The 23,366-nt window shown below is 40.3% G+C and carries 18 protein-coding genes and 1 pseudogene; 17 read left to right on the top strand and 2 right to left on the bottom strand.

All coding sequences use genetic code 11. The features are described 5' to 3' along the window. Positions 1-27: 27 nt before the first annotated feature. From BM377_RS06210 to rbr, 5 genes are all read left to right on the top strand, one after another. Positions 28-2,220: a LicD family protein gene (locus tag BM377_RS06210; RefSeq protein WP_092245367.1), complete on the top strand. Its 2,193-nt coding sequence runs from the start codon at positions 28-30 to the stop codon at positions 2,218-2,220. A gap of 108 nt (positions 2,221-2,328) precedes the next feature. After that, positions 2,329-3,036 carry an IspD/TarI family cytidylyltransferase gene (locus BM377_RS06205; RefSeq protein ID WP_092245364.1) on the top strand — a complete coding sequence of 236 codons (708 nt, stop codon included), beginning with the start codon at positions 2,329-2,331 and terminating at the stop codon, positions 3,034-3,036. Positions 3,037-3,075: 39 nt separating this feature from the next. Next, positions 3,076-4,329: a galactitol-1-phosphate 5-dehydrogenase gene (locus BM377_RS06200; RefSeq protein WP_092245361.1), complete on the top strand. Its 1,254-nt coding sequence runs from the start codon at positions 3,076-3,078 to the stop codon at positions 4,327-4,329. A gap of 227 nt (positions 4,330-4,556) precedes the next feature. Continuing rightward, on the top strand, positions 4,557-6,020 hold the full coding sequence (locus tag BM377_RS06195) for an RNA-binding domain-containing protein (RefSeq protein ID WP_092245358.1): 1,464 nt from the start codon (positions 4,557-4,559) through the stop codon (positions 6,018-6,020). A 30-nt stretch (positions 6,021-6,050) separates the two neighbouring features. Further along, positions 6,051-6,617 carry a rubrerythrin gene (rbr, locus tag BM377_RS06190; protein ID WP_092245355.1) on the top strand — a complete coding sequence of 189 codons (567 nt, stop codon included), beginning with the start codon at positions 6,051-6,053 and terminating at the stop codon, positions 6,615-6,617. Positions 6,618-6,700: 83 nt separating this feature from the next. On the opposite strand, the gene BM377_RS06185 is transcribed toward rbr, so the two are convergent. Next, positions 6,701-9,136, bottom strand: a complete 2,436-nt coding sequence (locus BM377_RS06185) for a hypothetical protein (protein WP_092245352.1) — start codon at positions 9,134-9,136, stop codon at positions 6,701-6,703. Between the two features lie 215 nt (positions 9,137-9,351). Between BM377_RS06185 and BM377_RS06180 the strand changes: the two genes are divergently transcribed. The 5 genes and pseudogenes from BM377_RS06180 to BM377_RS16725 all read left to right on the top strand — a co-directional run bounded on the left by BM377_RS06180 (position 9,352) and on the right by BM377_RS16725 (position 14,750). Then, positions 9,352-10,737 (top strand): sugar transferase, encoded by a 1,386-nt coding sequence (locus BM377_RS06180; RefSeq protein WP_092245350.1) that lies wholly within the window; start codon positions 9,352-9,354, stop codon positions 10,735-10,737. 74 nt (positions 10,738-10,811) lie between these two features. Then, positions 10,812-11,435: a flavin reductase family protein gene (locus BM377_RS06175; protein WP_092245347.1), complete on the top strand. Its 624-nt coding sequence runs from the start codon at positions 10,812-10,814 to the stop codon at positions 11,433-11,435. A gap of 206 nt (positions 11,436-11,641) precedes the next feature. Next, the gene (locus tag BM377_RS06170; RefSeq protein ID WP_092245343.1) at positions 11,642-13,021 is read left to right on the top strand and encodes an ATP-binding protein; all 1,380 of its coding nucleotides are present in this window, start codon (positions 11,642-11,644) and stop codon (positions 13,019-13,021) included. Positions 13,022-13,097: 76 nt separating this feature from the next. Continuing rightward, positions 13,098-14,036, top strand: a pseudogene (locus BM377_RS16730) (Rieske 2Fe-2S domain-containing protein); the annotation flags it as partial. A gap of 90 nt (positions 14,037-14,126) precedes the next feature. Continuing rightward, positions 14,127-14,750 (top strand): flavin reductase family protein, encoded by a 624-nt coding sequence (locus tag BM377_RS16725; protein ID WP_092245673.1) that lies wholly within the window; start codon positions 14,127-14,129, stop codon positions 14,748-14,750. A gap of 175 nt (positions 14,751-14,925) precedes the next feature. Here the strand turns inward: BM377_RS16725 and BM377_RS06155 are convergent, their stop codons facing one another. Next, positions 14,926-15,909: an Abi family protein gene (locus BM377_RS06155; protein ID WP_143104473.1), complete on the bottom strand. Its 984-nt coding sequence runs from the start codon at positions 15,907-15,909 to the stop codon at positions 14,926-14,928. Between the two features lie 414 nt (positions 15,910-16,323). Between BM377_RS06155 and BM377_RS06150 the strand changes: the two genes are divergently transcribed. The 7 genes from BM377_RS06150 (at position 16,324) to BM377_RS06120 (ending at position 23,118) form a co-directional block, all read left to right on the top strand. Beyond that, the gene (locus BM377_RS06150) at positions 16,324-16,563 is read left to right on the top strand and encodes an HNH endonuclease (protein ID WP_092245341.1); all 240 of its coding nucleotides are present in this window, start codon (positions 16,324-16,326) and stop codon (positions 16,561-16,563) included. 185 nt (positions 16,564-16,748) lie between these two features. After that, positions 16,749-17,705 (top strand): FkbM family methyltransferase, encoded by a 957-nt coding sequence (locus BM377_RS06145; RefSeq protein ID WP_177223817.1) that lies wholly within the window; start codon positions 16,749-16,751, stop codon positions 17,703-17,705. Between the two features lie 24 nt (positions 17,706-17,729). Next, entirely contained in the window at positions 17,730-18,764 is a 1,035-nt protein-coding gene (locus tag BM377_RS06140; RefSeq protein WP_092245336.1) for a hypothetical protein, read from the top strand. Between the two features lie 36 nt (positions 18,765-18,800). Continuing rightward, positions 18,801-20,138 (top strand): radical SAM protein, encoded by a 1,338-nt coding sequence (locus BM377_RS06135; RefSeq protein WP_092245333.1) that lies wholly within the window; start codon positions 18,801-18,803, stop codon positions 20,136-20,138. Next, positions 20,135-20,644: a hypothetical protein gene (locus tag BM377_RS06130; RefSeq protein WP_092245330.1), complete on the top strand. Its 510-nt coding sequence runs from the start codon at positions 20,135-20,137 to the stop codon at positions 20,642-20,644. Before BM377_RS06135 ends, BM377_RS06130 begins: the two co-directional genes overlap by 4 nt. After that, on the top strand, positions 20,637-21,563 hold the full coding sequence (locus BM377_RS06125) for a hypothetical protein (RefSeq protein ID WP_143104472.1): 927 nt from the start codon (positions 20,637-20,639) through the stop codon (positions 21,561-21,563). The genes BM377_RS06130 and BM377_RS06125 overlap by 8 nt, the downstream gene beginning before the upstream one ends. Positions 21,564-21,597: 34 nt before the next feature. Further along, complete coding sequence (locus tag BM377_RS06120; RefSeq protein ID WP_177223816.1) at positions 21,598-23,118, top strand: PIG-L family deacetylase; 1,521 nt, start codon at positions 21,598-21,600, stop codon at positions 23,116-23,118. Positions 23,119-23,366: the final 248 nt, after the last annotated feature.

Below are 23,366 nucleotides of genomic sequence, written 5' to 3'. Positions count from 1 at the left end.
CCGATGATAAGGAGCTAAAAGAGCTTGATGAATACTAATCCCGATGAAGAAATGAAAATGATGCCACTAGAAGAGATCAGCTTTCCGCTTTCTTTTTTTAGGGAAGAGGTCAGGAACGGCTTTTATATCCCGACGATGATCAAGCGTTACTGGGCGGGACAGCTGCAGATTCTTTCTGAGATCGCTAAGCTGTGTAAAAAGCATGATATTCAGTGGTTTGGCGATTACGGAACGATGCTCGGTGCAGTCAGGCACGGCGGATATATTCCGTGGGACGATGACTTTGATATTTGCATGATGCGCGACGATTACGAGCGCTTTTTTGAGATTGCCAAAAAAGAATTTCCCAAGGAGTACATCATTCTTTCTCTGAGAGATATTGAGGAAGGCTATGACAACATTCTCGGAAGGATAGTCAATTGCAGCGCCATCGATTGCACCAAGGAACATATGGATGAGTTCAGCGGCTGCCCGTATACGGTCGGCGTCGATATTTTTCCGATGGACGGAATGTTTGCCGATGAGACCAAGGAAAAAGAGCGTTATGACAGGGCCAAAAGAGCTATCCTTGTCCACAATGCGGTTGAGGCTAAGGACGAACTCGGCGATCTTGCCAAGAACATCGAGAGTTTGCTCATAGATGTTGAGAAAGAAAATCATGTTCATCTTAAAAGAGGCAAAAAACTAAAAAGAGAACTTGAGCTTCTTATTGAGAAAATTTATATGGAGTGCCCTGTTTCCGACGGCGACAGGGTTGCTTTGATGCCGTTTTATATGATGTACGGCAATCATGTTTTCCCTAAAAAGTTTTTTGAAAAGACTTTTGAGATGAAGTTTGAAAATACAACAATCCAGATTCCGTGCTGCTATGACCAGATTCTTTCAAGCAACTACGGAAACTATATGGAGATACGTAAGGGCGGCGGTATGCACGAATATCCGTGCTATATCAGCCAGGAGAGAGCGCTTAAGAAGAAGCTTGAGCACAATCCTTACAGATATACTTTCGATGCAAATCACATGCTTGTATCGGTAAAAAGATACATGACAAAAATGCTTGCTCCGGCTCCCGCCAAGGAAAAGGAGACAATTGTGTTCCTTCCTTGCAGAGCGATGTGGTGGGAGACCATGGAAGGCCTGTGGCATCAATATAAGGCCGAGGGACATGATGTTCACGTATATCCCATAAATTTCTATGACTGCGATTATTACGGAAACGTAGGAGAAATGCATGATGAAAGGGCTTTGTTCCCGGATTATGTTGGCGTAGAAAACTGCGAGGAGCTAGATTTTGCGCAGATCCGGCCCGACAAGATTGTGATCCAGGTTCCCTGCGATGCAGAGAATACGGCACTTACCGTGCATGAATTCTTCTACTCATCGAATCTTATCAATTTCACCGATGAGCTCGTCTATGTCCCTTGCTTTGACATTGACGACCCCATCGACCGCGACGACAAAGCCTGCCGCGGCATCGAGATCCTCGCCGAGCAGCCTGCCGTTGTCTACGCGGATAAGGTGCTGCTTAAGTCGGAGAAGCAGCGCGAGCTCTACCTCGAGAAGCTCATCTCCCTCTCCGGCGAAGAAACCCGAGCCTTCTGGGAGCAGAAGATTGAAGTCTCGCCCTACGTCGGAAGCGATTGGAAGAAACGCGGCGCGCAGAGCGCGGGCGCAGGCAGAGCGCATGGCGCAGGTTCCGCTTCTCCTGTGGAAATTGAGCACGAGCGCGAGTGGCGCGAATTCCTCGGCGATTACGCCGACCGCAAAGCGGTCATCTACTACTTCACGATTAGTACCGTGATATATCACGGTGAGAAAGCCATAGATAAGTTCGAGCGTGTGCTCGAAACCTTCGCCGGCGTGAGTGGCGTGGGCGACACAGCGCGAGAAGGCGCTGCAGATCAGGGCGGCATGGGCAATCGCAGCGCAGACGGCGATTCTGAGAACGCCGGAGCCGGCGTGCGCGGCAAGATCGTTGCGATCTTCGTCCCGCAGGACTACCTGACAGCGAACCTTGACAAGGCAGAGCCCGCCGTGCGTGAGCGCTATCTTGCTTTCATAGAAAAGGCCAAGAACACGCCCGGAATCATCTTCGATGAAGCCGGCCGAAGCCTTGACTTCATAGATAAGTGGAGCGCGTACTACGGCGACACAGGCGTCGCTGCCATGGAGTGCGCAAGCAGAAAGATCCCTGTAATGCTTGAGAATGTAGAGGTGTAAGCGCGGCGGCGATGCGCACGGCGAGGAACGCCGAAGCATGAGCTGCTGAAGCGGGCGGCGTCTTTTGCCGCGAACGGCGATAATACTAGCGAAACGGAGAATGAGCGTATGAATGTAGCTATAATACTTGCAGGTGGTGTCGGCAGCAGAGTCGGCGGCGATGTCCCCAAACAGTTCGTAGACCTTGCAGGCGAGATGATGATTGTGCACAGCTTGGAGCCCTTCGGAAATCTCCCTATAGTTCAAAACATCATAATAGTTGCGGATGATAAGTGGCGCGAGGATATCGAAAATGCAATTGTCGATTACCCTGCCATCAGCGAGAAGATCCTCGGATACGCAGACCCCGGCCAGAACCGCCAGTTATCAATATTGAGCGGCCTTGAAGCTATTGAATTACTGGGACTTGGCGACATGACCGACAATGTCATAATACATGACGCGGCCAGACCCTTCGTCACTGAAGACCTCATCACCGCGTGTCTTGAAGCTCTTTCGGACCACGACGGTGCTATGCCTGTCCTTCCCATGAACGACACCGTCTATCTTAGCCACGGCGGCGTTCAGGTCGATCAGCTCCTTGACAGAAACACGATATTTGCGGGCCAGGCACCCGAAGCATTTGTATACAAGAAATATCTCGAAGCCAACAGGAAACTCATTCCCGACAAGATTCTCGTGATCCACGGCTCTTCCGAGCCCGCAGTCATGGCCGGCATGAAGGTTGCCATGATTCCCGGCGACGTGCGCAACTTCAAGATCACCAGCGCTGCCGACATGGAGCGCGCTGAGGAGATCTTCCGGGAGAAGTACTGATTAGTAGATATTAGTGTCATCAGACGGAGAAATTGATACATGAAAGCACAAGTTCTATACGACATAGGCGAAATAAGTTACGCGGATGTGGAGAAGCCCGTTCCGAGAGCGAACGAGGCTCTTGTTAAGGTGCGCGCGTGCGGCATCTGCGGCTCCGACATCCCGCGTATATATAAGACGGGCGCGCACAATATGCCGCTCATTCCCGGTCACGAATTCTCCGGAACAGTAGAGGAATGCGAGACTGCACCTGAACTTGTAGGAAAAAGAGTCGGCATCTTCCCGCTAAAACCCTGCATGGAGTGTGCACAGTGCAAAAACAAGCACTACGAGATGTGCTCTAACTATGACTACCTCGGATCGCGCTGCGACGGGGGATTTGCGGAGTACGTGGCTGTTCCTACTTGGAACCTACTTCCAATTCCTGATGAAATAACCGACAGCGAAGCAGCAATGCTTGAGCCCATGTGCGTTGCGGTTCATGCAATGCGTAAGGCCGACCTTGAAATATGCGCCGGTGCGGGCACGCAACAGGGCCATACAACGCCTTCGGACGCGAACAAATCAATCTTCATCTGCGGCCTTGGCACAATCGGCCTCTTACTTGCAATGTTCCTTAGAGACGCGGGCTACCACAACATCTACTGCATATACAACAAAGGCATCCAGATGGAAAAGCTTGTAGATATGGGCTTTGCGCTCAGCAACCTCTGGGATTACCGCGAGGGCGACCCTGCGGACTTTGTCCGCGAGAAAACCTCCGGAGCGATAGGCGCCAACGCAGGTACAGACGCAACTTCCGGCACTGAATCAAACACAACCCCAAGCCCCGGCGCAGATGTCTTCTTCGAATGTATCGGAACGTCCGAAGCCTACGAGCGAGCAGTATCCTTGACCGCTCCGCTTGGCACCGTCGTTCTTGTCGGAAACCCCGCCTCGGACATGAGCTTGAAGCGCGAAGTCTACTGGAAGATTCTCCGCAATCAGCTCAAACTAGTCGGAACCTGGAATTCCTCATTCTATGGAAATCCGCTTGCCGCGAAGCCGGTGGATGCCGCCACAGTTTCGGCCAACACAGCTTCCGACGCAGGGCACGCCGGAGCCTCGCTCAGCCATGCCCCCACCCTCGACGACTGGAACTACGTCCTTTCAAGACTACCTGAGATCAGAAAGAGCGGCTTCTCGCCCGAGAACCTCATTACCCATAGGTTCACACTTGACGAGATGCAGCAAGGACTTGAAATTATGCGCGATAAAGCTGAAGAATATATCAAGATAATGGTAGAATACTAATACGCGCGGCTGAAAATCTAATAAATGTGCTGGCTTTGCGCTATTTAAACACACAGTGAAGTCGGTGAAGTTCACAGTGAAGTAGAGTGAAGTTTAGAGCGAAGTGCAGTGAAGTTTTACTTCATTTTGAGTGAAGTAGGATGAAGTATACAGTGAAGTAGAGTGAAGTTTTTGTTTACAACTTCACTCTTTTTTTCTATAATTGGTATATATAAGGAGAAGTCACTATGAATATAGAAGAGCTTTTGCCTGGACTGGGGCTGGAAGATAAGTATATTGAGTACAAAGGAATAATTGAAGAAGGCAAGTCAGCCAATGGCAAAGTGTTGGAAGTCGGCTGGCTTAAGACCCTGGTTGCTTTTGCAAATACTGAGGGGGGAAGGCTGATTATCGGCGTCGAAGACAAGACACATAAGGTTGTTGCGCTTGATAAGAAGACTGCTGATAGAGTGATTTTGCTTATACACCGTAAAGTACGAGAAAAGATAGACCCGGTAATAGATTATGAAATCGATAATATTCCGATAGGAGATAAGGATAAATTTAGATATGTCCTGATTGTTCAGGTTAAGCGTAGCAAGAGTTTGCCGGTTACTCTTCATGAAGAGGGGCTTCTTGGCATATATGTCAGGAATTACGGAAGAACCGATCTTGCTACATCGGAACAAATTAAAGATCTTGTACTTATGAGTGATAACGCTCCTTTTGATGCCGCGGAGACAGAGGAGACTTTCGATACTGATGATTATACAAATCTATTTAATGTCGCCAAAGAACGTAAGAGCCGCATTTCGGAAAAAGAATTGAAATCGAAGAGGGCGGTATCTGCAGAGGGTAAGGCTACACGTGGTCTTCTTTTGTTTAAGAATGATTGCGATGATCAGAGGACAAAAGTTGTTGCAACCGTTTGGCCGGGTATTACCAAGGGAGGAACGATAGTTTCTTCAACAGAGGAATATGTTGGAGATATTCTTACTGTGATACAGAAGAGTATTGAGTTTATAAAGAACCATTCCAATAACGGGTTCAAAAAAGAAGCTACCAAGACAGTTGAGTATAGAGCATATCCTGAGAGGGCAGTGACCGAGGGCGTGGTAAATGCTGTAGGTCATCGTAATTATTATATGCAGGGAACGCAGATTGAAATCAACATTTTTATCGATAGAATGGAAATTACTTCTCCCGGTTCTCTTTTGGGAGTAAGAGAATTGATCAAGGAAAAAGATATTGCTTCAATTATTCCAAGACGTAGAAATGAGATAATATGTGATATCCTTGAAATGTGTAAATATATGGAGAAGAAAGGATCCGGTTTTGATAATATCGAGGCTGATTATGCCGGAAGAGGAGATGAGTATGCTCCATATATAACAGCAGATAGTACGTATTTTACGTTGACACTTCCTGATCTCACATATAGTAAAGGTGTTTTAACTCAGGAAGAGGATTATCCTGAAGTATATGTTGAACAGTTGCTTGAGGGAAAGAACGATCTGAAAGTTTTGTCATTTTGTTTCAATACACCACGTACAGCAAGGGAAATAGCAGATGCTATTGGTGTAACACCATCTACATATTTTAGGAGCAATGTTCTCGGAAGATTATCTGAACAAGGGTTCCTGATTGAAAAGGCGGCATCGGGAGCAAACAGATATGTATCTAATCCGGATAAGGTTAAGATAAAAGTGTAAATATACGTTTCAACGCGAAAGGAGATTTCTATGGCAGAGAACAACAAATGGAGATGCAGAGCAGCGGACCTTAAGGGCACCGAGACCGAGAAGAACCTTCTTGCGGCATTTGCCGGCGAGTCAGAGGCAAGGAATAAATACACATTCTTCGCTTCAAAGGCTAAGAAGGAAGGATATGTGCAGATTTCAAATATATTTGCCGAGACGGCAGCCAATGAAAAAGAGCATGCTGAGATCTGGTACAAGATTCTTGAAGGCATCGGAACAACAGTAGATTGCCTCAAAAACGCAGCAGAAGGCGAAGAGTACGAGTGGAAGGAAATGTATCCCTCATTTGCCAAGAAAGCAAGAGAAGAAGGCTTTGACGAGATCGCTGAGCTCTTCGAGGGCGTAGCCGCTATCGAAAAAGAGCATGAGGAGCGCTACAGAAAGCTTCTTAAGAACGTTGAGGATAAGATCGTCTTCTCACGCGACGGCGACTGCATCTGGCAGTGCAGCAACTGCGGTCACATCGTTGTCGGCAAGCAGGCTCCCGAAGTTTGCCCTATCTGCAACCACCCGCAGGCTTACTTCCAGCTCAAGGCAGAGAATTATTGAGATATTCCACAAGAAATATCATACTCATAAGATGAAAAAAGCGCGGACGCATATATCATGCGTTCGCGCTTTTTTACAACATATCACTGTCCTTCGTGTAATCGATTCGTCCAGTAATTGTAGACATCGACATTTGCGCCGTCTTTTTCGGATATTGCGTCAAGACATGAATTCATAAGATCAAATGGAATGTCTCTTATTTCACTATATGATCCGGATTCGCTGCTACCGTATATCAAAAGTCTGAGAGCGCAGTCTATATCTTTGTCGGTGTATCCCGTTTTTTCTGCTATTGTTTGATATGCATTATTGACATTTTGGCTGTTACTGCTGTTGGCACCGGGGCCCAAATAACCGAAGTTTTCTGTTGGACAAAGATCCTCACCGATCTTTTTGACTACGGCATTGGAGTAATCATTTCCGGTATATATTGAGTTGAATACCTGATCGTTAGTCATTCCGGAATCTTTTATGATTTCAGAGATACCGTTTTTATCCCATTCCTGAAGGAGTCTTATTGCGTCGTAATTATATATTCCGACGGCGCCGGAACCGGTATTGTAACTGTAGAAGGATTGAAGCTTTTCAACATCAATCCATTCATTTTTGTCCTTTTCGAACTTATCAAGAGCTTCCTGATATTTTACAAGCCCTCCGACTGCGGTGGCTCCTATGGATGCTCCTGTGCACACATATTTATGGCTCTTTCCGTATCTTTCTTTAAGAGCGTCTTTTACCAGATTGGTGGAATTCTTCAGTGCCTTATCCGCATCTGACAATTCTCTTGCCATATAGATTCCGTCTTTTAAAAGAGGATTCACAAGACCTGTCAGATCTATCAAGCAATCAACCGCAATGTTTTTCTTTTTACGATCAAGCTCTTCCTGTAATTTCTTTTCCATTGCTTTGGCTTTTTCACCCGTAGCATCATGACCGTCTTTGATTGACGACCTGATCTCAACCTGCTCTTTTTCTGTAGTTTTCACAGAAAGGAAAGCTCTTTCTTCTTTATCCCTGATGGTATTTAGATTGATATCTCCGGTATTGGGATCGTAGGAAAGCTGTCCAATCTCGATATTGTGATAGGAGGCATCTTTTCCGTAATTGGTATATAACCCGCTGAACACGCCGTAGTTGGCGTTTGCGGCATTTAGGGCATGGCGAAGAGCCTCGTCATTGTCACCGCCTTTTTGGTCGTTCATGACAGCAAGAGAACATGTATCGGCATAGACACCTGCGCCTGATGCGATATCGAGCAATATATTATGTGCGCTTCCGTTGATGCTGCTTTCAAGTGTTGCTTTAAGATACTTTTTATAATCAGTGGTGTCGGGATTATTGAGCAATGTTGCGCCCATCTGAGCAAGGGAAACACTGAAGTTGTCGCTTATTCCTCTTGCAAAATCAGACGGATCCGAATAATCTTCATAATAATCTATATCAAAAGCATTGTCCTTGCCCTTTATATTAAAATCAGAATCGGATAATGCAATATTGGTCATAATCTTTAGATCATTTGGATTTTCTACAGTTTGGAACATTCCGATAAGTTCATCATCGGTTAATCCGTGATTGTCGTAGTTTGTCGCGCCGGTTCTTTTATCACGCAGGTATGATGCGGCATTTTCTTTTCCGCTTGCAAAGAACTGCTTGCTGTGCTCGGCGTAATCAGTACCCAAAAAGTAACTGTCCTTTACATTTACAACCGTAAATCCGCTTTCATCACGATAATAAGAGACATCAACATTTCTGTTATGAGAATCCGGATTGTTTACACGATATGTGTTTCCGTCGTTTTCCAATTTGGACAGCACATTGTAAGCCAGAGAATCAGAGGCTCCCAAGCTTTCCATTGAAGCCTTCATATTGCTGACAAGAGCATAGTCAAGAGACGCGTTGGCATACAGTTTATTGTCACCCGCAGGATCTACTTTGTATAAATTTGAAGTTATCTGTTCATTGATCTTGGAATATTTATCATAAGTCTTTTTATCAGTTCCGCTTTGCTCCAGCATGTTTCCGGAATAGATAAAAAGCGCGGTAAGAGCAGCGAAATCTTTGTATTGTTCATCGGAAAGGTTAGCCCACTGCTCATCTGTAAGATTTTGAAAAGACTTAAGCTTATTTATGATCGTGGGATCATCGGAGTTAAAACCGGCTACCCACGCATCTACTTTTGCCTTGGTCTCTTCATCCAATTTAACCGATCTCGCGGAATCAATATCGGCTTGAATAATGGAATTTTTTTGATTGATCAAAGCTCTTGTCAGAGCGCCGCAGGAAAAATTACGAAATGTATCGCCTGCCTTGGCGACGTTTCGCCAGTTTTGAAACAGTTGTACCATGCACTCCGTCCCGCATACAGCATCACCGTGATCAAGTGCATCAGTATTCAAAACAAGCTGACTTGAAGCATTGGTTATATTTTTTTGCAACTTGGTATAAACACCGGGATTAAGCGACAGGCGTGAAAAACCTCCAAAACCGCCACTTCCGGCAGAGATATTTAGATTCCCCATTTTTAGTTTTCCTTTCCCTTTAAAGCGAAACCGATACTAAATATAACAATTTTATTTTATTGATTTTAACATTTTAATGCAAGTAATCGGATGCTGCATTTGTTTTATCCCCTATTAAAATGTATAATGTACAAGGCAGGTTTGAAATTTACAATCTGATATTATGCTCTTTTTGAGTATGACCACCAATATTATCACAATATAAGAGGCCTTCAATGAAAAAGAACAAAATTCAGAAAAGATATATTTATAGAGGAATGTGCACGGCGATTCTTTGCGCAATCGCAACAGTACTCTTCTTTGTAGCATGGTACGGCTTTGTACATAAGAACAACAACACAGGCTATCTTCTTGGTCTTGGTAACCTCGGAATGGCTATCGGTATATATTTAGTTTTATATTATTTCATAGGCAGATCTCTAAGAGCCTTCAGGATTGGCGTAGACAGAAAGGCCAACCTTCTGGCGTCTCAAGTTATGACCATCTTTATGTTGGATTTCTTCGAGATATTTATTTCTTGCGCTATCACCGGACAGTTCAGATTCTTCCATATATTTTTTGTAAGATACCTTATCCTTGCACTTATTCAGAGTGCAGTACTCTGTGGTCTGACACTTCCTCTTGTGGATATCTACAGAAAACTGTTCAAGCCTCAGCGTATTCTTGAAGTATATAGCGAAGACTCCAATGAAAAGACTGAGTTCATGAATGAAAGACCTGATAAATACAAAGTCGTAGAATCAATCAGCATATATGAAGGAGTGGATAAGATTCTCGCTGTTGTGCCCGATTATGAAGCTATTCTTCTCAATGATATTCCTTCAGAACTTAAGAACATCATACTTAAGGAATGCTTCCGCATAGGCAAAAGAGTCTACTTCACACCTAAGATTTCTGATATTATCGGTAAAAATTCCGAAAACATAGACCTTTTTGATACGCCACTCTACTTGTGCAGAAATAACGGCATTGCTCTTAGCCAGCGAATACTCAAAAGATTCTTTGATCTTTTGTTCTCGGTATTGGCTTTTATCGTATTCAGCCCACTGTTTCTCATAGTAGCTATCGCAATTAAACTCGAGGATGGCGGCCCTATATTCTATAAACAGGACAGAGTTACAAGAGGCGGCAAAGTATTTGGAATTCTTAAATTCAGATCAATGATCGTTGATGCGGAGAAAGACGGAAGACCTCATCCCGCAGGCGAAGCGGATGACCGTATCACCAAGGTAGGACACGTTATCAGACCTACCAGAATTGATGAGCTTCCGCAGCTCCTTAACATAATAGCCGGAGATATGTCTATCGTCGGTCCCAGACCCGAGCGAGTTGAGCATGTTGAGAAATACACTCAGGATATCCCCGAGTTTGCGTTCAGACTTAAGGTTAAAGGCGGACTTACAGGTGTTGCTCAGGTTTTTGGTAAATACAACACAAGCCCCTTAAGTAAGCTTAAGATGGATCTCTACTACATAACAAACTATTCGCTCCTTCTTGACCTTCAGATTATCTTCGAGACGGTCAAGATTCTCGTTCAGAAAGAGAGCACGGCAGGTTTCTCTGAAGAGAAGCAAAAAGAGATGGGACAGGCGCAGAAATAAATAATAATAACAAGTAAATTCAGGATATTTGGCAACGTCAATCATTTTCAACAGGTGGAAAGGAGATTTCATCTATGAATACCAAGGCAATGTACAAGTTATCTTACGGTTTATTTGTATGCACAGTAGTAAACGGTGACAAGAAAAACGGCTGCATCACCAACACCGCGGTTCAGGTCGCATCCGATCCCAACAGGATTTCCCTTGCGATCAACAAAGCCAACCTGACTCACGACATGCTAAAGGAAACAGGCAAGTGCAATATCTCTGTGCTCAGCACCGATGCGTCTTTTGACATCTTCAAGCATTTCGGCTTTCAGAGTGGAAGAGACGTCGACAAATTTGCATCATTTACCGATTGCAAGCTTGCAGAGAACGGTATCCCTTACATCACAAAGGGCACCAACGCCTATTTTTCATTGAATGTGGAAAAAGAAGTTGACCTCGGTTCGCACACTCTTTTCATCTGTGAGCCTGTATTTATGGACGTTCTGGCCGATACTCCTTCCTGCACCTACGAGTACTATCAGAACAATATCAAGCCCAAGCCTCAGCCTGTCGGCGAAACACCCAAGGGCGAGACAATCTGGCGCTGCACGATCTGCGGCTACGAATACGTCGGCGAAGACATGCCCGACGACTTCATCTGCCCGATCTGCAAGCACCCCAAGGACGATTTTGAAAAGATAATAAGATAATAATGTAATAAAGTAATAGTGTAATAAAATAATAAGGTAATAATGTAACGCCACATATCCGAGGGGGTATGTGGCGTTGTTTTTGGCAGAAAAATAGGACGCTGCCGTCAATATATTGTGCGCTGGCGAAAAACTTTACTTTTCCCCGACTTGGACATATAATGTAATTAACTCGGAGGATACCGAGTCGGAAAGGACCGAGTAAAATGAAATTTCATGGAAGAGAAAGACAACTTGAGCAGTTAAGGAGAGAAATCTCAGCTGATGAATTGCGCACAGTGCTTATCTATGGCAGGAGAAGAGTCGGAAAAAGTGAGCTTGTTAAGCAGGCACTGAAAGAATCGGGAGTGAGGAGCATCTACTACGAATGCAAGCAGGTTACGGAAGAGAGTAATACACAGAGCCTCTGCGAGATTCTGTCTGAGGAACTTGGTATGCCCAAGTTAGGGTATACTTCCATAGAAGAACTTGCGGATTATTTATTTAAGCTTGCCTGTGACGAAAAGATGGTATTTGTTTTGGATGAGTATCCGTATCTTCGAGAGAATGTCAAGGGGCTTGATAGTATTATGCAGACTCTTATTGATAAGTACAAAGAGTCTTCTAAGTTGACGTTTATTATATTGGGATCGTATGTGGAAGTGATGAAATCTCTTTTGGATAAAGCGAATCCTTTATACGGAAGAGTGGATCTTTCAATCGATCTTAAACAGATGGATTATTATGAGACATCCTTATTCTATCCCGGAATGAAGGAAGAAGATAAGGTTAAGATATATTCTGTATTTGGCGGAATCCCTTATTACAATAGATTGATCGATGATAAAAAGACAGTAAAAGAGAATGTCATAGAACTGATTGCATCAGAAGGATCAAGGCTTGAGAATGAAGTCTCGATGTATCTGAACGCCGAGATTTCTAAGATTGTAAATGCTAATGAGGTCTTTGAGGCTCTTTCCAGAGGCTTTTCCAGATATAGTTACATTCTATCGCAGTCTAATGTTTCAAGCGGGCCGACATTGGCAGATGTACTGGATAAGCTTATCAAGATGGAAGTTGTAGAGAAAAGAGCGCCCATCAATGATGAGAATAATAAGAAAAAGACAGGATATTATATTTGTGACAATCTTTCTCTTTTTTATTTCAGATATATTTTTAAATATTTGTCTCAGATGAGAATTATGGAACCCAACGTTTTTTATGAAAAATACATAGATAAGGATTTTGAAGAGCAATATGTTCCGCATAAGTTTGAAGAAATCTGCAGACAATATTTGATAAGACAAAATAAGCTTGGGAAAATTGATCCCGTTATAGAGAAGATAGGCAAGTACTATTATGATGATCCCACCAATCATACAAATGGCGAGTTTGATGTAGTGACATTGGATGAAAAAGGCTATATTTTTTATGAGGTGAAATTTAGGAACAGAAAGATATCAAAAGAAGTTGTAGAAAAAGAGATAGATCAGGTTAAGAGGACAGGACTTAATTGCTATAGATATGTCTTCTTTTCAAGAACCGGATTTAAGTGCGATGAATCGGAGGAGATTCGATATATTGATATAAAGGAATTATATAAATGATATTTAGTACTTATGATGCCGAAAAAGAAAAGAAGTGATATTGTAGAATGTTTGAATCGTACATGAGGGGGTATCCATGATAGAGAACCGGTGGTACGCAGTTTTGGATTCCAAAGCGCTGAGGAAAGGCAAGCTCGTCGCTGCAAGAAGGTTTGGCGAGGACTTGGTTTTCTTTAGAACGACTGCGGGTGAAGTGACGGCAGTGACAAGTCTCTGCGCGCATCGCGGGGCGTCGCTTTGTAACGGTTGGGTGGAAGGCGATAATATTAAGTGCCCGTTTCATGGTATCGAGTACGACGCTACGGGCAAATGTGTCTACGTGCCTTCTGACGGCAAGGCTTCTGAACGCGATTACACCGGCTTTAATCTTAAGAATTATCCCACAAGAGAAATCGGCGGGATCATCTTTGCATGGTATGGGGAAAAAGAACCTGATACAGAGCCTGATGTATTTGAAATAATAGGCGACAGCTCTTTTACCTATGATCATATAGAAGATGCCTGGAATGTACATTATTCCAGGGTTATAGAGAATCAGCTGGATGTTTCTCATCTGGCTTTTGTTCATCATAATACAATTGGCCGCGGAGGCAAGACTCTGTGTAACGGGCCTAAGGTTCTGTGGCTTGATGATAATACGATGCGCACGAGCGCTGATAATGCGGTGGATACAGGGCAGGTGCCCAAGTCTTCCGAAGACAGCGTTATCAAATCTACCAATCTTACTTTTAAATTTCCCAATATGTGGCTTAACCACGTGACAGACAAGATTCAGATACTGGCCTTTTTCATTCCTGTCGATGATGAGCATTCAATCATTGCGCTTAGATTTTATAACAAGATTACGGGATTTAGGCCTGTTGATAAGCTTATAGCGTGGCTTGGAAGCAGGGCAAATAAAGTGGTGGAGCGGCAGGATAAGCGCATTGTTGAGACGCAGCTTCCTAAGAAGACGGATCTTTTTATGGATGAGCATCTTGCGGCGGCGGATTTGCCGATAATTGAATACAGGACAAAGCGGAAAGAATTACAGTCAAGAATATTCACTGCGGCAGGTGAAAGGCAATCACGGACTGATCTTACGGATAGAAAGGAGATTTCATCTATGAATACCAAGGCAATGTACAAGTTATCTTACGGTTTATTTGTATGCACTGTAGTTAATGGTGATAAGAAGAACGGCTGTATCACCAACACCGCGGTTCAGGTTGCATCCGATCCCAACAGGATTTCCCTTGCAATCAACAAAGCCAACCTGACTCACGACTTGTTGAAAGAGACGGGCAAGTGCAATATCTCTGTGCTCAGCACCGATGCATCTTTTGACACTTTCAAGCATTTCGGTTTTCAGAGCGGAAGAGACGTCGATAAGTTCGCATCATTTACCGATTGCAAGCTTGCAGAGAACGGTATCCCTTACATCACAAAGGGCACCAATGCATATTTTTCTTTGAACGTGGAAAAAGAAGTTGACCTGGGTTCCCACACTCTTTTTATTTGTGAGCCGGTATTTATGGATGTGCTTGCCGATACTCCTTCCTGTACCTACGAATATTACCAGAATAACATCAAACCCAAGCCCCAGCCTGTCGGCGAAACACCTAAGGGCGAGACAATCTGGCGCTGCACGATCTGCGGCTATGAATACGTCGGCGAAGACATGCCAGACGACTTCATCTGCCCGATCTGCAAGCACCCCAAGGACGATTTTGAGAAGATAATAAGATAATAATGTAAAAACGTAATGCCACATATCCGAGGGGTATGTGGCGTTGTTTTTGGCAGAAAAATAGGACGCTGCCGTAGCATCGCCCCGTCAAAGCATATCTGCTTTTTATGTTAATATAATTCTAGTGTTAATTATTGGCAGTGTCAATGCATTCCACAAAATATTCATAAATTGTTTATAAATAATAATTAATTACTTTACAGCAAAATTTGTATGATGTGGTGATGACATCGTTTGTGGCGAAGAAGACCTTTTCTCTGGGAATACGAGTAAAGAATAGATTGTGTAATTCCAAAGTGCGATGGTGACGTACCTCATTGTGCACAACAAGATTATAAAGGTAAATTAGTGCAGAAAATTCAAGTAGAGTTCTGCTTGAAAGCTTTTTCTGACGTTGTGATCTGCTGATGCTTCCAATTGCTTTAATGGCATTAATGATTTCAGATGAAGGTATGCTTGTACCTGAAGCAAGGTGGCAAAGTAAGCAAGCGTCATGAGATGCTCCGTTTCGTAAACTTCTTACTAGATTCAGAGTGCTCCATTTAGCAGGAAGAGGGATACTTCTGGATGAATTATAGAAACTGTAGAATTCTAGAAGATCGCCAAAAGTCAAACACTCAACTAAAACCCATGCAGGACAATCATCATAAGCTGTTATGTGCGATATGGACTTTCCGGTAACAGGATCAGTGCTAATTGATATGGAGAAATATTTTTTTATTAAGTCTCCGGTGTGTGGGGAGCTAATTGAGCGTTCTAGATTGTTGATGACATAGTTGTGTTTAGTAAGGAATTGGTTGACTATATCATAGCCATCGGTAGTAGTATCATTATCAATCTGTTTGAGAAGTTTCATACAAAGGCTATGCTCAATATCTGAACACATTTTCTTTACAAGAAATCTATAGTGCATGTCAATTATGGACAGTTCCTTCAAGTACGAAAAATCTAGATCAATATATTTTCCCTTATTAGGCCCTGCTTGATATTTTGGATACAATACTCTATAGCATGCGGTACGCAGATAATTGTTGTGATCTGAAAGAAAAGTAGTTGCGTTAATTTCGTTTATAATATTAAATTTAATCCCCTTTTCGTCCCGCATTTTTGCAACTATATCGGAAGGAGAAAGCTTGGGTTTGCTAATTTTGTAGCTCATATATATAAATCCTTTCAAGAATTAAGATAATTATAATCATTAACATTACAATGGTAAATATATATAGGATTTTTTTGTCGGAAAGATGATATACTCTAGAAAAAGAGGCAGAAATACATCAAGATCAAGCCTCCACCCGTCGGTGAGATACCTAAAGGGCGAGACTATCTGGAAATGTACGATCTGAGACTATGAATATGTCGGTCATAGTCGGAGTATATGAATATTTTGTGGAATCACTGATTAACTTAACCGAAATGCATTTAACCGAAGCGAATTTCACCGAATTTGATTTCGGTTAATGAGTTTATAATACAGTACCCCCAAAAAATGTATAGAGTCAATCGATCATCATTTTGATGGTTTCATTATAATATAGACGTAGATATTGGAAAACGTTATGAGGAGAGACTTATGCGAGGAAAAAAGCATAAGAAACGAACCATAAAATGCATAATCCTTGAAAAGACCGGCGACGTTTGCGTCAAGTGCGGCAAGCCGCTACCGCTCGAAAAGACAACCATCGACCACCTCATTCCTAAGTACAGAGGCAGAACGGACGAGCTTTGCAACCTCATCCCTATGTGCAAATTTTGCAACAAGCAGAAAGGCTCGAGGATTGTGGGGGTGGAGGAGCTGAAATATTTGAAGTAAAACGAAAAACGCGGAAATTCCGCGTTTTTTTCTTTAAACACGCATGGATACTGCTAAAGAAAGGCGCCAGTTATGCCGATAAATATCTATATGGGATTAAGCACTGGTACATTTAGTGTGATAAAATAATAGTATATTACGATATTTCGATTAATATGCCTAAAAGTATTGTGAGGGACGAAAAAATGAAAACTTGTGCAATTTGGGGAGCGACTGATTTGGCGATATGCCAAGGATTGATTTTGGATAATAGTATCAATTTAGATATGCATTTTATTGGAAGCTATGATAAGAATTCTGATAAATGCAGTGAGATGCCAAGACCTATTTCAAAATCTGAAGTAATAACGGCAGATATTATTTTTTCTGAACAAAGATTAGTTGAATCTGTAAAAAGAGATTTAGCAATATATATTAATAATAAAAATGAATACCCTGAAGTTTTATCCTGTCAAAGTTTTATGAAAGACTATTTAAATGTACATCCTAAGGCGGTAGGCAATGGTAGCGGATTTGCACATTGGATAGTAAGTGCCCGGAAATTCATGAATGCGCCGATAGAGAATTTCTTTGAGGTGGGTTCTAACTATTCACAAGATGCTAATTTTGTGAAGCAAGTCTTGGGAATAAAGGACAATAACATATACTGTTTTGAAGGAAATACTAATATTGCAAAAGAAGCTTCTGAGTTCTATTCATATAATTCTATTCATTCTGTTGTATCAAATAAAAACGGAACAATGAAAATGTATATGGTACCGGAAGATGCTATAAATAGTGGGCTCAGCACTGTAGTAAATTATCCTACCAAAAGTGAGTGGAAGACTGAGGATGTTAGATCAATCAGGCTAGATGGCTTTATGGAAGAAGAAAATATTTCAAGCATGGATTTTTTAAAGATTGATGTGGAAGGAATTAGTTATGAGGTACTGGAAGGATTGGGGCAGAGAATCAGTGATGTGAAGTGTGTTCAATTGGAAGCTGAGTATTTAAATAAATATGAGAAACATGCGTGGAAAGACATTATGGGATATTTGATTAGCAAGGGATTTATACTTGTTGATTATTGTCCGACATCGAAATATCAATGTGATTCCTTATGGATAAATGAAGAATATTTAGATGTGGCTTTGACTAACTGATCATTTTTACGAGAGGAGTTTAACATGTCGGGTCTGTTTTTGATAAAAGACGATAATATTTGGATACTTAATTCGGCTAAAGGAGTTGATTATCTGGCTAAGATAGACATTACTACCAAGAAAGTAAATTGCGAGTATGTTTTTGAAGAAAGTAATTTTGGAAGAGAGCTTTTCTCTGACATGGTTGCTGTTGGTAATAAAATTCTTTTTGTGCCTAAGGTATCAGAAAATATCTATTTATATTCACTCAATGAAAAGATCATGCAGAAGAAAAAAATAAAAAAAGGCATTATAAAACAGTTTGAGGCTAGTTATACTAATTTTGCAAATGCGGTAGTAATAGATGATTGTGCTTTTTTAGTCCCTCATAAATATCCGGCAATGATAAAGGTGGATTCAAATAATATGAATCTTGAGTATATTGATTGTTTTGCTCAAGATATATTGGATAAACATTCCGGTGGTGGTGGTTTTTTTGAAAGAGGAATAGGTGTGGGAAATTTGATACATCTATTATGTAATGGCTCAAACAATATTTGCGAATACAATATTGAAAACGGAGACTATCATCTTAAACCTATAGGAGATAGCGGAACAAGGTTAAGCGATTTATGTTTTGATGGTATAAATTATTGGATGGTCGATAATGATGATCGAGTTTTAAAGAAGAATACGAGCCAAGACGAGATTGAGGTGACTTTTGATTATAATTCAGCTGATATAAAAAAGACGCATGATAATCAGGTTTGGAATAAGAGAATAATATATATAAATAATGCTATATGGTTGTTTTCGCATGAATATCCAATTATAAAAATTGATTGTGAAAACATGGAGTATAAGATTATATCTGACAACTCGGAAGAAGGCGAGGTTTCCAGAAGATTAAATTATGTTGATGCTGAGGCTGCGGATGACTGCATTTATGCTTTGAAGCAATGCACAAACGAAATCAATGCATTTAATGTGACTCAATCGAAAATGGTTAACAATTATTCTTTGATAGCTAATGGTGAAAGCGTACTGAAAGCATTTATCGAAATGGTTTCAAATTTATAATTATTACTACAAAACAAATAGTAGGGGGCTTTAAATATGAAGAATGCTATTTTTTATGGCGCAGGAAACTGGCTGCGAGATAATTGGGATGATATTTGTGGTAAGTACAATCCTTTATGCATATGTGATAAGGCACCATCAAAAATTGGACAAAAAATCAACAACGTTGAGATCTTATCACTTGAGAATGCTATGCGTTTATATCCGAACGCGAATTATTTAGTTACACTAAAAGGTGGAAAAGGATATAAATTTGAAGCAATGGATTCACTGATAAAGGACCATGGTATCTCTAAGGATAGGATCTTAAATTATGAGGACTATTATTATGGATATGGATGCCCGTTAATGCAGAGCGCGTTGATATTTCAGCATGATAGAATACAAAATTGCTGTGAAAATATGATTTTTTCTAATGTTCCGCATGCTGATTACAGTGATAATAATTGTATTGAAGACATTTATTCGATGAAAAAAATGGCTCAAGAACAGATCAGTATTCTTGATGAGATAGAAGGAAAACTTGACAAGGATGCACTGTTATTTGAAATGAAAGACGGAAGGTGGGCATATAATCCGGAACTTAAAGATACTAAGACTACTAACAGTGGACTACATTGCTTACATTGTGAATCTGCTGAGAAATGGTGGTGGTCCAAGGAAAAGTTTACTATTGATTATTTACAGGTTACTGCTAATTCTGATAGTTTTTGTAATTTTAAGTGCTGTTATTGTTGTGAAGGAATGCAAGAATACATTCCGGGTAACAGAGCATCCGTTTCAGATAAAATAGTCAAGGTCATATCAGAAATAAAGAATTCTAACGATAAAATTGTGATGGCTGACAAGGTTGTGTTAGATGTTGCATCCGGAGAACCCGCACTATATAAGGGATTGGAGAAAGTGACATCCGTGTTGCCTGACGCATACTTTCATATCTTGACGAATGCATCAGTATATAGTGAAACAATACAGAAATTGATAACAGATGGAAAAGGCGAAATACTTGTTAGCTTAGATGCCGGAACAAAGAATACTTTTAAGGAAGTAAAAGGAGTTGATATATTCGAAACTGTCTATAAGAACCTTGAAAAGTACAGAGGGTTCGGAAAAGTTACATTAAAATATATAATGCTTCCCGGACTAAATGATAATGAAAATGATATTGATGGTTTTTTGGATATTTGCAAAAAAATCAATCCTGAGAAGGTTTATATCGCAAGAGATTGTATTTATGATTATGACCTTTACAATGTGAATTACGAGGAAAAGACAATTAAGATGCTGAAGATGCTTGTTGATGGTGTTAAAAGCATAGGAATTAAGCATGAATTGCTTTATTATCCCGAGAGCTTTATTGAGGAACATTTATGATAAGGTATGAGATTGTTTTGCTATTGTTATTAGTGTGTTTCATTATATTGATTTGTCTTTTTCTTCTGCAAATAAAAACCACTTTGAAAGTAAGGAATGAAAAAGAAAGATTAGAAAAAGAAATAAAAAGAATAAATGTTAATAGCGCCATTATGAAGGATTGGCTTATGTTAAAACAAAAAGGCATTAGTCTTTCTGATTGGATGATAAAATGCGGTATTACAAAAGTTTCATTGTATGGGTATGGGATACTTGGGAAAGCGTTCTATCAAGAGTTAAAAGACAGTGATGTTGAGATATTGTGCATTATAGATAGAAACTATAAGAACATTAATTCAAACATCCCTGCAGTTAGTCCGGACAATGTTCCGGATTCTCAAGCTATAGTAGTATCTGTAATTAATTATTATGATGAAATAGAAAAAGAATTAGCGTGTAAGTACAGGTGTCCTATTATTTCGCTTGAAGATATTGTATATGGGGTGGGATATAACTTCGATGAATAATAAGTTATGCATTGCGACTTGGGTATATGGTAGAAAATATCAGGGATGGATCCCATTGTATGTTTATTCAATCAAGAAGAATTATCCTGAATATGATATAAAGATCTTTGTTGATCAGAATCTGTCATTGGGAATAAAACGACTTTTGGATGAATTTGATTTATCGGATTCGGTAGATATATATGAAAATATATTTACCGATGAATTTTTATGGCTGAGAAACGATATCGAAAAGAGATGTTATCGTTGGCTTATTCGTGGATATGGACTTGATAAATATGACTATGTATATTGGGGAGATATTGATATTTATATAGTTAAAGAAGAACCATCGCTATTAGAACAACATGTTAATAAGATAAATGAGAATAATTTAAATTACAGCAATGCTATAAGGCTGACTATAAAAGATTATTTATATAATCGAGGTAAAACAGATAAAAGACATTTGCTTAGATTAACCGGATTACATTTTGTTAAAACTCATGAGTATTATAAAAAAGTAAAAGATAAGCAGGACACAATAATAAAATATTTAATGAGATCTCATAGAAACAGGTTTATAGACGGGTTGTTTTTTAAAGATGATGAGAGATGTCTTTGGTTGCTTAATTTTCTTTCTAAGAATGGATTTCCGAAAGGGTCATATCAGTTATCCGGAGGTATTTTTAGACCGCTTCACGGAATTCATTTTGCTGTGGGAAGAGTATTTGATGAATATAAAAAAATATTGACGAATGATTCGGCTCATCAATCTGAACATAGATTTTATTTTGAACGGTTTTGTGATGAATACAATAGAGATGAAGTGTTGAGGAAATTAGTGTTTAATTCTTCGACGTATATCTTAGACATAATAAGTAAGACATGTGATTTTTGGAAAGGGTCACTTCTTAAAGATGAGATTAAAACCGAGTAATAGTCTTAAATCCTATTTTGAAGAAAAAAAGACAATGATAATTGTTCCGCATCAAGATGATGAATTGTTCTTGTGTGGCACTGTTCTTGGTATGCTAAAGGGCTGTAAACAGAATGTATATGTTGTTTTTACGACAAATGGGGACTATGGTTGCTCGTTTGAAATAAGAAAAAGAGAAAGTATAAAGGCCCTTTCGGTGTTCGGGATAAAGAGTTCCAATATTATATTTCTGGGATATGGTGATCAATATAATACAGAATATAGGCATTTATATCATGCTCCGGAAAATGAAACGGTGGAATCAAAAGCAGGTTATACGCAAACGTATGGTGGGGAGTTTTGCTTAATTAAAAAAGGTATTCATCATGAATATACATTGAACAATTATAAACTGGATTTGGCTATGGTAATTGCTAGTGTTCATCCTGATGTATTGATTTGTAATGACTTAGATTGGCATCCTGAGCACAGGATAACATCCTTGATATTTGATAAAGTGATGGGGGAAATATTGAGTGATAACATCGGATATTATCCGTTGGTTCTTAAGGGCTTTGTTTACTTCATTGGCTGGGATGGGATTGATGATTATAGGAAGAAAAATCTTGAGAGTACTAAGAGACCCGGTAGATGTTACAGTACAGATAAGCGATTTGAGTTTGGCAATCCATATTTTAAGTGGAATCAAAGAATACGCTTTCCGATAGATTATATGTTGATAAAGAAGAAAAAAAACCGACTGTATAAAGCAATATATAAGTATCGCTTTTCTCAAAACGCGAAAAGGTTTTATGGATGCATGATGAACTCGGATGCAGTATTTTGGTATAGGAATACCCAAAACCATGCCTTGGGAGCTTCTATATTGTCGAGCAGCGGAAATCCGGAGTTTTTGAATGATTTTGTTATTGCAGACTCAGGTGATATTACCAAAGAAAAAAACATGCCATATGATAAATCGATTTGGATGCCGGCAGAATGGGATACAAGCCCTAAGATTCATATATCATTTAATAAAATAATCACTGCAAGAAAAATAGTATTATACAGAGATTTATATAGTTATGCACATAATCAATGCATAATTAAGGCTGTGGTTTCTTGCAGGCAGGAAGGAGAATGTCACAGCAGAGAGTTTACACAAAAGATAAGTGAATACGAGCTATTGAGTACGATATCTTTTGGAGAGGAACTTCAGGTAGAAAAGATAGAGATACAAATTGATAATAATAAAGTGGGATTTTCGGAAATAGAGGTCCTTAATTCGGGATTGCCGGCTTTTTTAAAGATAAAAGTTAATGGTGATTATATATATGATTATTATTTGGGGACAAAAACTAATGATCTTCATGTAGGAATAGAAGTGTATGGATGTAAAGAATCAGATATTGTTAGAGAAGTAATTCAAGATTCACCTAAAGCGTCAGTATTATGGCAAGGCGATAAATTATATTTTGATAAAAATTTTAAAAGGTGTTATTTAAAAGCTTCATTAAAAAGTAGGCCTGAAGTTTTTGACATTGTGTGTATAAATAGAAATAAGACTAACTATTAAAGAAAGTCAATAAAAATGTTTTAAAACAGAAATGTTTTAAATATAGCGACGATGACTTATGCATCGTATTCAGCACCTTGAAAACTGCATGACAAATAGAGCATCGTTTTAGATGCTCTTGAAAGAAGATTTGTATGGAATTAGTTAAGCTGCTTTGTTGTATAACTGATGAGATTTCTCAAGCTGATATATCAGTCTCACAAGTTTTTTTGTGGCATGGGATACAGCCACATAATAATGCTTCCCTT

The sequence above is a fragment of the Butyrivibrio sp. INlla21 genome (genome assembly GCF_900116875.1).
Taxonomy (GTDB): Bacteria; Bacillota; Clostridia; order Lachnospirales; family Lachnospiraceae; genus Butyrivibrio.
Note: the sequence above shows the minus strand (reverse complement) of the source record. Positions and strands in the feature narration are given on the sequence as shown.

Bases quoted from the DNA above. Each gene is read 5' to 3' on its own strand.
- BM377_RS06185 (WP_092245352.1), bottom strand. From the start codon at position 9,136: ATGGGGAATCTAAATATCTCTGCCGGAAGTGGCGGTTTTGGAGGTTTT.
- BM377_RS06180 (WP_092245350.1), top strand. From the start codon at position 9,352: ATGAAAAAGAACAAAATTCAGAAAAGATATATTTATAGAGGAATGTGC.
- BM377_RS06170 (WP_092245343.1), top strand. From the start codon at position 11,642: ATGAAATTTCATGGAAGAGAAAGACAACTTGAGCAGTTAAGGAGAGAA.
- BM377_RS06125 (WP_143104472.1), top strand. From the start codon at position 20,637: ATGAATAATAAGTTATGCATTGCGACTTGGGTATATGGTAGAAAATAT.
- BM377_RS06145 (WP_177223817.1), top strand. From the start codon at position 16,749: ATGAAAACTTGTGCAATTTGGGGAGCGACTGATTTGGCGATATGCCAA.
- BM377_RS06150 (WP_092245341.1), top strand. From the start codon at position 16,324: ATGCGAGGAAAAAAGCATAAGAAACGAACCATAAAATGCATAATCCTT.
- BM377_RS16725 (WP_092245673.1), top strand. From the start codon at position 14,127: ATGAATACCAAGGCAATGTACAAGTTATCTTACGGTTTATTTGTATGC.
- BM377_RS06195 (WP_092245358.1), top strand. From the start codon at position 4,557: ATGAATATAGAAGAGCTTTTGCCTGGACTGGGGCTGGAAGATAAGTAT.
- BM377_RS06175 (WP_092245347.1), top strand. From the start codon at position 10,812: ATGAATACCAAGGCAATGTACAAGTTATCTTACGGTTTATTTGTATGC.
- BM377_RS06140 (WP_092245336.1), top strand. From the start codon at position 17,730: ATGTCGGGTCTGTTTTTGATAAAAGACGATAATATTTGGATACTTAAT.
- BM377_RS06135 (WP_092245333.1), top strand. From the start codon at position 18,801: ATGAAGAATGCTATTTTTTATGGCGCAGGAAACTGGCTGCGAGATAAT.
- BM377_RS06205 (WP_092245364.1), top strand. From the start codon at position 2,329: ATGAATGTAGCTATAATACTTGCAGGTGGTGTCGGCAGCAGAGTCGGC.
- BM377_RS06200 (WP_092245361.1), top strand. From the start codon at position 3,076: ATGAAAGCACAAGTTCTATACGACATAGGCGAAATAAGTTACGCGGAT.
- BM377_RS06130 (WP_092245330.1), top strand. From the start codon at position 20,135: ATGATAAGGTATGAGATTGTTTTGCTATTGTTATTAGTGTGTTTCATT.
- BM377_RS06155 (WP_143104473.1), bottom strand. From the start codon at position 15,909: ATGAGCTACAAAATTAGCAAACCCAAGCTTTCTCCTTCCGATATAGTT.
- BM377_RS06120 (WP_177223816.1), top strand. From the start codon at position 21,598: ATGATAATTGTTCCGCATCAAGATGATGAATTGTTCTTGTGTGGCACT.
- BM377_RS06210 (WP_092245367.1), top strand. From the start codon at position 28: ATGAATACTAATCCCGATGAAGAAATGAAAATGATGCCACTAGAAGAG.
- rbr (WP_092245355.1), top strand. From the start codon at position 6,051: ATGGCAGAGAACAACAAATGGAGATGCAGAGCAGCGGACCTTAAGGGC.